This window comes from Nocardioides sp. ChNu-153, from assembly GCF_030466625.1.
GTDB lineage: Bacteria > Actinomycetota > Actinomycetes > Propionibacteriales > Nocardioidaceae > Nocardioides.
Genome location: NZ_JADEVT010000011.1, coordinates 66,770 through 79,551 on the forward strand (window position 1 = coordinate 66,770; position 12,782 = coordinate 79,551).

General features: G+C 77.4%; 7 protein-coding genes. 1 reads left to right on the forward strand and 6 read right to left on the reverse strand.

Annotated elements, in window-relative coordinates; all coding sequences use genetic code 11:
- Window positions 1-18: 18 nt before the first annotated feature.
- The 4 genes from recD to INN71_RS13800 form a co-directional block, all read right to left on the reverse strand.
- Window positions 19-2,001, reverse strand: coding sequence for an exodeoxyribonuclease V subunit alpha (gene recD, locus INN71_RS13785; protein WP_301800840.1), 1,983 nt, complete (start codon window positions 1,999-2,001; stop codon window positions 19-21).
- Complete coding sequence (locus INN71_RS13790; protein WP_301800842.1) at window positions 1,998-5,585, reverse strand: UvrD-helicase domain-containing protein; 3,588 nt, start codon at window positions 5,583-5,585, stop codon at window positions 1,998-2,000. The genes recD and INN71_RS13790 overlap by 4 nt, the downstream gene beginning before the upstream one ends.
- Window positions 5,582-9,031, reverse strand: a complete 3,450-nt coding sequence (recC, locus tag INN71_RS13795) for an exodeoxyribonuclease V subunit gamma (protein ID WP_301800843.1) — start codon at window positions 9,029-9,031, stop codon at window positions 5,582-5,584. The genes INN71_RS13790 and recC overlap by 4 nt, the downstream gene beginning before the upstream one ends.
- A 100-nt stretch (window positions 9,032-9,131) precedes the next feature.
- Window positions 9,132-9,851, reverse strand: a complete 720-nt coding sequence (locus tag INN71_RS13800) for an SDR family oxidoreductase (protein WP_277497773.1) — start codon at window positions 9,849-9,851, stop codon at window positions 9,132-9,134.
- 85 nt (window positions 9,852-9,936) lie between these two features.
- Between INN71_RS13800 and INN71_RS13805 the strand changes: the two genes are divergently transcribed.
- The gene (locus tag INN71_RS13805) at window positions 9,937-10,497 is read left to right on the forward strand and encodes a TetR/AcrR family transcriptional regulator (protein ID WP_277497772.1); all 561 of its coding nucleotides are present in this window, start codon (window positions 9,937-9,939) and stop codon (window positions 10,495-10,497) included.
- A gap of 182 nt (window positions 10,498-10,679) precedes the next feature.
- Here the strand turns inward: INN71_RS13805 and INN71_RS13810 are convergent, their stop codons facing one another.
- Both INN71_RS13810 and INN71_RS13815 read right to left on the reverse strand, forming a co-directional pair.
- The gene (locus INN71_RS13810) at window positions 10,680-11,117 is read right to left on the reverse strand and encodes a hypothetical protein (protein ID WP_277497771.1); all 438 of its coding nucleotides are present in this window, start codon (window positions 11,115-11,117) and stop codon (window positions 10,680-10,682) included.
- 93 nt (window positions 11,118-11,210) lie between these two features.
- The gene (locus INN71_RS13815) at window positions 11,211-12,692 is read right to left on the reverse strand and encodes an MDR family MFS transporter (RefSeq protein ID WP_277497770.1); all 1,482 of its coding nucleotides are present in this window, start codon (window positions 12,690-12,692) and stop codon (window positions 11,211-11,213) included.
- Between the last annotated feature and the right edge of the window lie 90 nt (window positions 12,693-12,782).

Consider the following 12,782-nt stretch of genomic DNA (forward strand, 5'->3'; position numbering starts at 1 on the left):
GGCGGCGGGGCGGAGGCGTCAGGGGCGGGCCGCGTCGGGACGGGCCGCGTCGGGACGGGCCGCGTCGGGACGGGCGGACCGCAGCCGGTCGCGCAGGCCGCTGGCGCGCTGCACGTGCCGGGTGGCCGCCGCGGCCAGGGAGGCCTCCGCCCCGACGAGCCGCACCACCCGCTCGGCGCGGGTGACGGCCGTGTAGAGCAGCTCGCGCGTCAGCAGGCGCGACGCCGCGTCGGGCAGCAGCACCGTGACCTCGTCGGCCTGGGAGCCCTGGGCCTTGTGGATCGTCATGGCGTGCATCGTCTCGACCTCGCCGACACGGCTGACCGCGAGGTCGCGCACGCCCTCGGTGGTGGCGAAGACCGCCCGCAGCGACCCGTCGGCGGCGCGCACCACGACCCCGGTGTCGCCGTTGTAGAGGCCGAGCTGCCGGTCGTTGCGCACCACGATGAGGGGCCGTCCGGCGTACGTCCCGCCCGGCACCACGCCCGGGTCGTCCTCCGCCAGCCACGCCTCGACACGGCGGTTGTGGGCGGCGACCCCGTGCGGGCCCGAGCGGTGGGCGCACAGCACCCGGTGGCGGCCCAGCAGTCGCAGCGCCCCGGCGGAGTCGCCCGCCAGGGCGGCGGCGCGGATGTCCCGGGCGAGCGGGTGGAGCAGCGGGCGCAGCCGCTCGTCGAGCGTCGCCTCCGGCCGGGGGTCGTCGGCGGGCGTCTCCCACAGCTCGACGGCGGTGCCGTCCGCGCCCCGCCCCTCCGCGGCGAGCGCCCGGGTGACCGCCACGACGTCGTCGGCCGGGGCGGCCGGGGCGACCGGGGCGGCCGGGACAACTGGTGCGGCCGCGCCGTCACCGAGCCGCAGCGCCGCGGCGAGCCGGCCGATGCGCGCACCGAACCGGTGGGAGGTGCGCAGCCGCACCACCGGTCCGGCGCCGCCGTCCCCGTCGAGCTCGTCGGACCCGGCGAACCCGGCGACGAGGTCGGCCAGCACCGCGCCGGCCTCGACGGACGCGAGCTGGTCGGCGTCGCCGACGAGCACGAGCCGCGCCTGCGGCCGCACGGCCTCGAGCAGCCGCGCCGTCATCGTCAGCGACAGCATCGACGCCTCGTCGACGACCACCACGTCGTGGGGCAGGCGGTTGCCGCGGTCGTGGCGGAAGCGGGTGGAGGACCCGGGCCGCCACCCCAGGAGCCGGTGGAGCGTCGTGGCCTGGACGCCCCGCACCACCTCGTCGAGCACGGCCCGCTCCGGCGGCGCGAACGCCTCCGCCGAGGCCGCGATGGCCTCGCCGAGCCGGGCCGCCGCCTTGCCGGTGGGCGCCGCGAGCGCCACGCGCAGCGGCGCGCCGGCGGGCGCCTGGCCCGCCAGCAGCACGAGCAGGCCGGCGACCGCGGTGGTCTTGCCGGTGCCGGGGCCGCCGGTGAGCACCGTCGTACGACGGGTGACCGCGTGCCGCGCGGCCTCCCGCTGCTCGGCGTGGGTGGCGGCGGGGAAGACGCGCTCGAGCCCGGCCTCCAGGACGGCGGCGTCGACCGGCGGGGGTGCGGCCTGCTCGCGGGCGAGGAGGTCGGCGGCGACCTGCTCCTCCTCGCGCCGGTAGCGGTCCAGGTGCACCAGCGGCCCCGCGCGGTGCAGCACGCCCTGGGCCACCAGCGCGCTCGCGTCGACGGCCGCGCACCACGCCTCGTGGTCCGGCAGCGCCAGGCGCGGACCCTCGGGCGTCGCCGCGTCCGCCGCCTCCACCACGTCCCGGACCCTGACGAGGTCGAGGCACACGGAACCACCGCGCAGGGCGCGCACGCACAGGGCCAGGGCGAGGAGGGCGTGCTCGTCCTCGGCCGTGCGGCCGCACGCGGCGGCGGCGAGGTCGCCGACGCGCCGGGCCACCTGCACGTCCGCGGCGCTCAGCACGCCGGCCGCGTTGAGGTCGCGCAGGAGGCCGGGCCCGGCGGTGCGGGCGAGGCGGTGGTCGTCGGGGCCCTCGGGCTCGAACAGCTCGCTCACGAGGCGCCCCCGTCCAGCAGGTCGCTCACGGCCTCGACCAGCGCCACCGGCGGGCGCCAGGAGAAGACGCCGCACGGCGCCCCGTCGACCACCGGCGTCGCCGGGCCGCACATGCCGCGCAGGTAGAGGTAGAGCACCCCGCCCAGGTGCACCGCCGGGTCGTAGCCACGCAGCCGCCAGCGCAGGAAGCGGTGGGCGACGACGGCGTACAGCAGCGCCTGCAGCGGGTAGTCCGAGCCGCCCATGGCCGCGTCCAGGGCCGCGGGGGCGTACGCCGAGGCACGCAGCGCCGGCGGTTCGTCCGCCTCGGGCACCGGGCCGAGCCAGTTCGTCTTGTAGTCGACCACCAGGTAGGCGTCCTCGCCGCCCGCGGCCGCGCCGCGCACCCGCAGGAGCACGTCGACGGAGCCGCCGAGGTAGCCCCGCAGCGCCTGGTCGGCCAGCTGCGGGTCGCCGTCGAGCACCTGTGCGTAGGCCCGCACCGGGTCGGCCTCCGGGAGGTGGGCGCGCAGCAGCGGGGCGAGGTCGCCCAGGCGCGGGCCCTCCGTGCGGCCCTGCGTGCTGCCCTGCGAGCGGCCCCGCGCGAGGTCGCCGCCCGCGAGGGGCAGTTCGAAGTCGAGCTCGCGCAGGGTGTCGGCGGGCGGCACCTCGCGCAGGGTGCGCCCGGCGGCCAGCGGCCCCAGCGACGTGGTCGCCACGGCCTCGAGCGCGGCGACGAGCACCTCCTCGTCGAGGCCGGCGACCGGCCACCACGTGCGCTGCTCGGCGACGTGGCCCGCCAGCTCGGCGCCCAGGTCGGGGACGGTGAGGTCCGCGTGCTCGAGCACGCCGTGCACCAGCGAGCCGAACGTGGCGCCGACCGGCAGCGTCGCCATCGGCGAGACCGGGTCCTCCCCCGGCACCTCCGCGGCCGCGTCCCCCCGGCCGTCCCCCCGGCCGTCCCCCCGGCCGTCCCCCGGGCGAACGGGCAGGTCCGGCTCGTCCTCGCGGGGGGTCAGCTCGGGCTCGCTCGTCGCGGTCCCCGCGTCGGGTCCCGCGCCGTCAGCCGCTCCGGGCCCGCCCCCGTGGCCGGCGCCCGCGGCGGACAGCGACGAGTACGACGTGCGCCGCCACTCCACGTCGACCTCCCGGTCGAAGGAACGCACGGCCAGCGGCGGCTCGGCCACCGCGGGCAGCACGACGCGCGGCGGCGCGGCCACGGACTCCTCGACGACCGGCCCGCCCGCGGCCTGCAGCGCGCCCAGCCGCGACAGCGCCTCGTCGTCGCCGGGCAGCGCGGCGGGATCGGCGACGGCGCTCGAGCCCGCCGTGCGGCCGAAGAGCACGCGGTGCAGCGGCGCGCCGGGGGCGTTCGTCGTGGGTGCCCACCACGCGACGACCTGCGACTGGGCGCGGGTGAGGGCGACGTAGAGCAGGCGCAGGGACTCCCCGGCCTCCTCCTGCGCGTGCTCGGACAGGCTGCGCGCCCAGTGCGGTCCGCTGCGCCCGCCCACGTCGACGGCGCGGCGGCGTACCCCGTCACCGTCCGGCGGCAGGTGGAAGCGCGGCACCGTCGGCTCGCGGACCCAGCGGTCGGCGAGGTAGGGCAGGTAGACCACCGGGTACTGCAGCCCCTTGCTGCCGTGCACCGTCACGAGCTGCACGGCGGCGGCGTCGCTGTCGAGCCGGCGCGTGCGCTCGCTGATGCCCTCGCCCGCGTCGTCGCGCATCTCGCGGCGCAGCCAGGCCACGAGACCGGCGAGCCCCAGGCTCTCCCCGCGCGCGCCCTCGCGCCCGCCGCGCGCCTCGCCGCGGGAGGCCAGGTGCAGGGTCTCCGCCAGGTGCCGCAGGTCGGTCAGGTGGCGCTCCCCGTCGTCGCGGCCCAGCACGCGGGCGAACAGCCCGTGCCGCACCGCGGCCTCGAAGACCGCCGCCACCCCGCGCCGGCCGAGCAGGGCGGACCAGCCGCGCAGCAGGTCCGCGACCCGCTCGGTGGCCCGGTCCCCGTCGGCGTCGAGGGTCGTCGGCGTCTCGCCCACGAAGCACGTGAGGGCCGCCGCGCGCACCAGGGCGGAGCGGTGGGGCGCCTCCATGGCCTCGAGCAGCGTCACCCACTCCTCGGCGGCGGGCGAGGCGAAGACGCTGCCGCCGCCGGCGAACACCGAGCGGACGCCCACCGCGGTGAGCGCCTCCTGCAGCGAATCCAGCTGCCAGCGGGTGTGGGCCAGGATCGCGACGTCGCCGGCCCGGACGGGACGACCGTCCCACTCGGCGCCGGAGGCCAGCAGGGCGGCGACGTCGTGGGCGCAGTCGGCCTCGAGGTGGGGCCGCACGGTGCCCACCCGCAGCGCCCCCCGCGGCCGTGCGCCGGGGTCGACCGTCGTACGACGGACCACCCGCAGCCGGAACGGGTCGCCGTGCGGGGCGCCCTGCAGCCGGCGCGCCTGGTGGTGGGCCCGGACGGGGCGCACCGTGATGCGCTCGTCGCCGAGCGCCGCGCCCTCGAGCAGCCGCTGCACGGCCGCGACGAGGCCGGCGTCGGAGCGCCAGTTGGTCGCGAGGGTCTGGTGGGTCGTCGCGGTCGACGCCGCGTCGAGGTAGGTCACCACGTCGCCGCCCCGGAACCCGTAGATGGCCTGCTTGGGGTCGCCGATGAGCACCATCGTGGCGTGGCCGGTGAACGCCCGGTCGAAGACCTGCCACTGCACGGGGTCGGTGTCCTGGAACTCGTCGACGAGCACGACCTTCCAGCGCAGGCGCATGCGCGCTCGGGCCGCGGCGTCGTCGGCCTCGAGGGCGGTGGCGAGCTGGCTGAGCAGGTCGTCGTACCCCAGCAGGCCGGCCCGGCGCTTGCGCCGCTCCAGCTCGGCGCGCACGGCGCGGGCGAAGCGGGTGCGCCGCAGCGCGGGCGCCTCGTCGGCCGGGTGCTCGGGCACGACGAGCGCCTGCGGGTCCCCCACCACCGCGGCGCCGATCTCGCGGGCCTCCGCGACGGTGAACGCCGGGTCGGGGTCGTCGGCGAAGCCCCGCACGTAGAGGTCCTCCACGACCTCGTCGCGCAGGTCGTCCACGTCCTCGACCAGGCGCGCCGAGGGGTCGGTGTCGCCCGCGACGCCCAGGCTGCGCAGCACCTGCTGGCAGAACTGGTGGATCGTCGCGATGGTCGCGCCGTCGAAGTGGGCCAGCGCCGCGCTCACCCGCTCCCGCCGCGCCCGCAGCTCGGCGGGGGTGCCGGTGCACAGCAGCGCCACCACCTCGTCCGCCGGGCCCGGGGCCTCGGCGTCGTCGGCGTGCTCGGCCGCCGCCACGCCCTCGCCGGTCGCGGCGGCGAGACCGTCGGCGACCGCCTCGAGCTGGGTGCGCACGCGCTGCCGCAGCTCCTGGCTGGCCGCGCGGCCGAAGGTGACGACGAGCAGCTCGTCGAGGCGGGCGTGGCCCTCCGCGACGTACCGCGCCACCAGGGCGCCGATGGTCCACGTCTTGCCCGTTCCGGCGCTCGCCTCGAGCAGCGTCGTGCCGGTCGGCAGCCGCGGGGCGAGGATGTCGAACTCGTCGACGACCTCGTGCGGCATCGCCGCCTGACCCCAGTCCTCCGCCCCGCTCACAGCGGACCCACCCTCTCCGCGCCCTCGACCAGTGGCGCCCACACCCGCCAGGCGTACTGCCCCAGCCGCGTGCGGAACCCCTCGCCCTCGCTGGTCGGCACCCAGGTCTCGTCGGGACGCGGCGGGCCCAGGAGCACGTCGACGCCGGCGCGCGGGCCGTGGAGCAGCACGTGCTCGGCCGCGTCGGCCTCGCCCGGCACCTGCGCGCCCCACTGCGTCACCCAGGACCGCGTCACGACCTCCTCCAGGCTGGCCTCGTCGCCGTGGCGCTGGCGGTGCAGCGCCTCGGCGTACGCGCAGGCCGTCCCCACCGGCAGGGGCACCGGCTCGCGCATCCCCCGGTCGCGCACGTCCACCAGGTCCCGCAGCCAGCCGAGCGCGCGGTGGTCGAGCGGGCCGGCCAGCGCGCGCCGCGGCCCCGCCCGCCCGGCGCGGCCGACCGTGTGGGCGGTGAAGGCCTCGTCGGGGTACGCCGCCGCGAGCGCCATGAGCCGCACCCACGCCGCGATGCGGTGCTTGGCGCGCAGGGAGGAGAACTCGACGGAGACCAGCCGGGAGCCGTGCAGGCCCCCGACGGTGCCGACGAGGCGGCGCCCGTCGCCGAGGTCCACGTCGACGTCGACTGTCCGCGGGTCCCCGGCGCGCAGCTCGAGCGTGCCGGCGTACAGGCGGCGCACGTCCGACTCGGCCTGGGCGAGCACGCCGGAGCCCAGGGCCCGGGGCGGCAGCTGGCCGCGGCGGCGCTCGGCCTCGATGGCGTCGCCCGGCGCGACGCCCGCGAGCGCGTCGGCGAGCACGCGCGACCCGACGCCCCACTTCTCGAGCGCGTCGAGGTCGAGCGGCACGGCGTCGGCCACCTCGTCCTCGTCGAAGCGGGTCGCGACGTCGAGGCGGCTGCGCAGGAACTCGCGGGCGGGCGAGACGAGGAAGCGCACGAGGTCGTCGAGCGACACGACCTCGTCCGTCACGGCCGGCAGCGGCGCCCCCAGCAGCGGGTACGGCGTGCGGCGCGGCCCGCGCGCCGCCTCCGCCCCGGCGAGGGCGGCGGTGTCGAAGCTGAAGGGCGGACGGCCCGAGCCGTCCTCGGCCACGACGAGGTTCGAGGGGTGGAAGGGCTGCAGCGGGTGGCGCACCAGCACCGGCTGCTCGACCACCGCCGTGCGCTCCAGGGCGGACAGCAGCTCGCCGAGGGGCACGGCGGGCGGGCGGGGGGTGCCCGTGTGCTCGCCCGCGCCCGTGTAGGTGACGACGAGGTGCTCGGTCGCGGCCATCACCGCGTCGAGGAGCAGCTGCCGGTCCTCGCTGCGCGGGTCCCGCTCCCCGACCAGGGGCGAGCGCGCGAGCACGTCGTCGCCGTCGGTGATGCCCGCGCGGGGGAAGACCCCGTCGTCCAGGCCCAGCAGGCACACCACGCGGTGGGGCACCGAGCGCATCGGCACCAGGGTCGACACCGTCAGCGTGCCGGTGCGGAAGTTCGCGCGCGTGGGGCGCCCCGCCCAGGCGCGGGTGAGCATGGCCCGCACCTCCGGCAGCCCGAGCGGCGCCCGGTCGACGCCCGGGACACCCACCGGCGCGAGCCGGCGCAGCTCGCGCTCGAGCTCGGCCGCCTGCCAGGCGTCGCGGGGCGGCACCGCGGCCAGCGAGGTCACGACCTCGCCGATCGCGGCCACCCACTCCTCCGCCGACGCGGGCCCGTGCAGCCGGTCGAGCCCGTGCTCGAGACGGTCGACGAGCTCGGCGAACCGGCCGGCCAGGTCGGCGTCGCCGCTGCCCACGTCGTCGAGCGGCAGCGCGCTGCCCACCCACCGGGGCACGTCACCGGCCACGGCCACCCCCAGCAGCACGCGGTCGAGCCCGGCGCGCCACGTGTTCTGGGCGACGTGGCCGAGCCCGTAGTCGGCCCGGTGCTCCGCGTCGAAGCCCCAGCGCACGCCGGCGTCGCGCACCCAGCGCTCGACCCGGGACAGGTCGTCCTCGTCGAGGGCGAAGCGGCGCCGCACGACCGGCCGACCGGCCAGGTCGAGCACGTCGGAGGCCGTCACCCGCGAGCCCGCCAGCGCGACGAGGCGCTCCGCGAGGGCGAGCAGCGGGTTGACGCTGGACAGGGCGCGATCGGCCAGCCGGACCCGCAGCCGGTGGGCCGGGTGCTGGTCCGACGCCGAGGCCAGGGGATCGTCGGGGTCCCCCGACGCCAGCCCGAAGCCGGCCTCGACCAGCGGCGCGTAGGCCTCCACGTCGGGGCACATCACCAGCACGTCGCGGGGCTCCAGCGTCGGGTCGTCGGCGAGCAGACCGACGAGCACCTCGCGCAGCACCTCGACCTGGCGGGCCGGGCCGTGGCAGGCGTGCACCTGCACGGAGGTGTCGACCGCGCGGGTGCGCTCCGCCCGCTGCGCCGGGGTGGGCAGCCGGTCGGCCCGCACGTCGGCCTGCAGCAGCGTCAGCAGCGGCGCCGAGGGGGGCGGGTCGGGCACGTCACCGAGCTGCTCGACGCGGGCGTCGAGGCGCGCCAGCTGCTGCTGGAGCTCCCGGGCGTCGCGCCCCAGCGCGGCAAGCAGGGGGTGGCCGACCTCGGCGGTCATGTCCGCGTCGGCGCGGCGCGGCGCCGTGCGGCCCGCGAGGCCCCCCGCCGTACCGCCGGGGCCGCCCGCGAGGTCGAGCCGCGCGGACAGCGCCGGCGAGGCCACCGGCAGCCACAGGTGCACCTCGCGGCGGGTCGCCAGTGCCTCGAGCAGCTCGACCTCCGCGACGGGCAGGCGCGTGTGTCCGAAGAGGGAGAGCCGGTCCGGCAGGTCGAGCCCGTCGTCACCGGAGCGCAGGGCGGTGAGCGTTGCCGCGTGCCGCTCGTCGGGGGCCGGCGCGTCCACGCGCTCGACGACCCGGCGCCACAGCTCGGCCTGCCACCGCAGGTCCTCGGCCAGCACCCCTCCGGCACCGTCGGTGTCGCGCCCCGCCCGCCAGTCGGCGACGAGCGCGGGGCGCTGCGCGGCGTACGACGCGAACGCTCCCGCCAGCCGGCGCGCCACGGCCCACCGTCGGGTACGCCGCAGCTCGCCCAGCTCGGCCGGCTCCCCGGGGGAGAGCACGGCGCCGAGGTGGCGCGCCAGCGGCAGGGCCCACGCCTCGTCGAGGTGGGCGTCGACGGCCTCGAGCACGGGCCAGGCGAGCCGCCCCGGCTCCCACGGGTCGTCGTGCTCGCGACCCAGCAGCACCGAGACGAGGGAGTGGGGGGTGAGGAAGCGGACGCCCGCGCAGACGCCGTCCCCGCCCCGCGGGCCGGTGCCGAGGCGGTGGGAGAGCCGCTGCGTCAGCCACCGCTCGACCCCGCGGGCCGGCACGACGACGACCTCCTCGGCGAAGGGGTCGTCCACCGGCCGCGCGAGCAGCTCGCCGAGGGCGTCGGCGAGCAGGTCGGTGCGCGGCGCGCGGTGGACGGTCAGGCTCACCCGGCGAAGCCTGCCACGCGGCGCCGACGGTCCGCGGGCGTGCCTCCCGCGCCTGGGGACAGTGGGCCGACGAGCCGGGGCCGTGAGGCGGATCGCCCGCTCAGCCGTTGCCGAGGGCGGCAGAGATCCGCGCGTAGCGGTCCGCGGGGTCGAGCGTCAGCCCCGACTTCACGAACCTCGCCCAGTCGTCGCCCAGGACCTCCTGGGCACCCGACTCGACGGCGTCGAGCCCCGCACCGGCCAGCTCGGCAGGGCTGATCTTGGGCGCCGGCACGCCCTTGGCCATGTCGGTGTCGACGAGGCCCATGTGCACCCCGACGACGTGGGTGCCCTGCGCCGCCAGCTCGAGCCGGGTGCTGTCGGTCAGCATCCACGCCGCCGCCTTCGACGCGGCGTAGGCGCCGGCGCCCGGGGCCGTGAACCACGACAGCGCCGAGACGACGTTGACGATCGCGCCGCCGCCGTTGGCAGCCAGGACCGGCGCGAACGCGCGCGTCATCAGCAGCGGGCCGTAGAAGTTGGTGTCCATCTCGCGCCGGATGGCCGCCTCGTCGCCCGTCACCAGCGCGGTGCCGGTGGAGATGCCCGCGTTGTTGACGAGCACCTGCACGTCGCCCGCGGCCCGGGCCGCGGCCTCGACCTGGGCGGCGTCGGTGACGTCGAGCGCGATGGGCTCGACGCCGTCGGTCTCGACCGTGCTCGCGTCGCGGGCTGCGGCGTAGATCTTGGCGGCCCCGCGCTCCTTCAGCAGCTCGACGAACGCGGCTCCGATGCCCCGGTTCGCTCCCGTGACGAGTACGACCGCACTCTTCAGCTCCATGACGACCTCTTTCTGTAGTGACCACTATTGATCGAGGTGCGACCGTAGCACGTTCCGTAGCGACCGCTACGTTATGATCACCGTCATGGCCGGCCGACCCCGCAGCTTCGATCGCGACGCAGCGCTCGCCGTCGCCGTCGAGCAGTTCTGGCGGACGGGGTACGACGAGACGTCCGTCGCGACGCTGACCGCGGCCATGGGCGTGTCGCCGCCGAGCCTCTACGCGGCGTTCGGGGACAAGCACCGCCTGTTCGAGGAGGCTGCGGCCACCTACTTCCGCCGTACCTGCGAGGGCCTCGACGCCGCGGCTGCGTTGCCGACGGCCCGCGAGGCCGTCACGCGCATGCTCGACGACACCGCGCGCGCCCACACCGATGCGGGCACCCCGCCCGGCTGCCTCATGCTCACCGAGCCGCGGCTCACCGCGCAGCGCGAGGAGCTGCACCGGCGGCTGCAGGAGCGGCTCGACCGCGGGGTGCGTGACGGCGACCTGCCGCCGGACACCCGCACCGAGGCCCTGGCGTCGTTCCTCGTGGCGGTGCTCCGCGGCATGTCCGGCTGCGCCCGCGACGGCGGGACCATCGACGACCTGAGAGCGATCGCGCAGACGGCCATGGCCGCCTTCCCCCCGCCGTCGGGGGGTTGAGCGGGGCGCCGGAAAGGTCGTACCCGCAAGCCGCCACTTCCGGGTGGAAGCTTGGCGCCGGAAGTGGCGGGTTCCCCGGTGCACCGGGGAACCCGCCACCTGTGCGGAGGTCCGCTGAGCAGACGTCGAGCAGCAGACCTCCGCGCAGTCGCACCCCGAGTCTCGGCGGGCGAGCGCCCCCTTCAGCCCGCGAGCGCCCCCGCGAGCCAGCCCTGCGCGAAGCGCTGCCACTCCTCGCTCTGCCCGCGCCACGCCTGCCACACCTCGCGCGGGGTCATGCCGGGCGTCAGCAGCGCGGCCCGCGAGGCGTCGGCGCTGACGAGCACGACGCGGCCGGGCGCGTCGTACGGCACGTGCGAGCGGGCCCACGTCGCGAACCAGATCTGCTGCACGTGGTCGCCGTCGGTCAGCAGCTGCGTGCCGTCGGCGGAGAGCCGCACCTCGAAGGGCCGTTGCCCCGGCTCCTCCACCCGCACGCCGACGCGCCGGCTGCGCGGGATCCGCCGCCGCACGTCCACCGCGACGGCCTCGGGCCACCACAGCAGGGCGGCGTCGAGGAACGCGTCCGGCGTCAGCCGGATCGCGCCGTCGGGGGAGTAGATGCACGCGGTCACGTCCACCGCACCAGTCTGCGGTACGGCGGGGAGCCGGCCCCGCAGGGCGGCCCCGGCGATCCCTGGCCCCCTGAGTCGGTGCCCGGATCAGTGCCCGGCTCAGTGCCCGGCGACCACGCCCTGCGGCGCGGCGGCGGGCTTGCGGACCAGCGGGGCGATCGCCACGAGCAGCAGCGACACGAACGCGCCGACGAGGAACGCGGTGTGCACGCCGTCGGTGGTGGCCGCCGCGGCGGAGGCGCCGTCCTCGGCGGACCGCGTCGCCACGACCGTCATCACGGTGACGAACAGCGCCGTGCCGGCCGCCCCGGCGACCTGCTGGAACGTGCCGAGCACCGCCGAGCCGTGCGCGTAGAGCTCCGGGCGCACGGCGCCGAGGCCCGAGGTCATGAGGGGCGTGAACGTCGCGGCCAGGCCGAGGCAGAGCACCATGTTCGCGCCGACGAGCCAGCCCATCGTGGTCTGCTCGTCCACGGCGGTCAGCATCCACAGGGCTGCGCTGACGAGGATCGTGCCCGGCACGAGCAGCACGCGGGGGCCGCGGGCGTCGTACACGCGCCCCACGAGCGGGCCCGCCAGGCCCATGAGGAGGCCGCCGGGCAGGGTGATGAGACCCGTGCGCGTCGGGCCGTAGCCGAGCACCGTCTGCGCGAAGTAGGGCACCAGGATCAGCGTGCCGAGCATCGCCGCCATGGCCACGAGCATCGCCAGCATCGCGACGCAGAACTGGTACGACGAGAACACCCGCAGGTCGAGCAGCGCCCGGTCCTCGCGGGCCAGCACGAGCTGGCGGGCGACGAACGCGGCGAGCGCCACGGCGCCGACGACGAAGGGCAGCGCGACGGGAACCGCCTGGTCGGAGCCCTCGGCCGCGTGGCCCAGGCCGACGAGACCGTAGACGAGGCCGCCGGAGCCGAGCACCGCGAGCGGCACGGAGACGAGGTCCACCGACGCCTTGCTCGTGGGCGCCACCGAGCGCACCATCCGCAGGCCGACGACGAGCGCGGTGAGCGCGATCGGCAGCACGAGACCGAAGACCCAGCGCCACCCGAGGTGGTCGAGCACGAGGCCCGAGACGGTCGGGCCGAGCGCCGGCGCCACCGCGATGACGATCGAGATGTTGCCCATCATCACGCCGCGGCGCGCGGGCGGGACGATCGTCATGACCGTCGTCATCAGCAGCGGCAGCATGATCGCGGTGCCACTGGCCTGCACGACCCGGGCGAGCAGCAGCACGCCGAAGCCGGGCGCGGACGCCGCGATCGCCGTACCCACGCTGAACAGCGACATCGCGAGCCCGAACAACGGGCGGGTGCCGAGGCGCTGGATGAGGAAGCCGGTCAGCGGGATGACCACGCCCATCGTCAGCAGGAACGCCGTCGTCAGCCACTGGCCGGTACTCGGCGCGACGCCCAGCTCGGTCTGGAGCACGGGCAGCGCCACGCTCATGACCGTCTCGTTCAGGATGACGACGAAGCTCGCGACGAGCAGGACGCCGATGACCACGAGGTCGTGGCGGGCCAGTCCGGCCTCGGCCTCGGTCGCGACCGCGGAGGTCTCGAGGGCGTGCGACTGCGTCATGGTGGTGCTCCTGCCTCGGGTTCCCGCTCGCCTCGGTCGAGGCCCGGAGGGGTACGCCGCCCGTCACCGCCGCGGGTGGCGGCGGGCGCG

Excerpts from the sequence above, each read along its gene's own strand:
- INN71_RS13800 (WP_277497773.1), bottom strand. The coding sequence starts at position 9,851 with ATGGAGCTGAAGAGTGCGGTCGTACTCGTCACGGGAGCGAACCGGGGC.
- INN71_RS13805 (WP_277497772.1), top strand. The coding sequence starts at position 9,937 with ATGGCCGGCCGACCCCGCAGCTTCGATCGCGACGCAGCGCTCGCCGTC.
- INN71_RS13815 (WP_277497770.1), bottom strand. The coding sequence starts at position 12,692 with ATGACGCAGTCGCACGCCCTCGAGACCTCCGCGGTCGCGACCGAGGCC.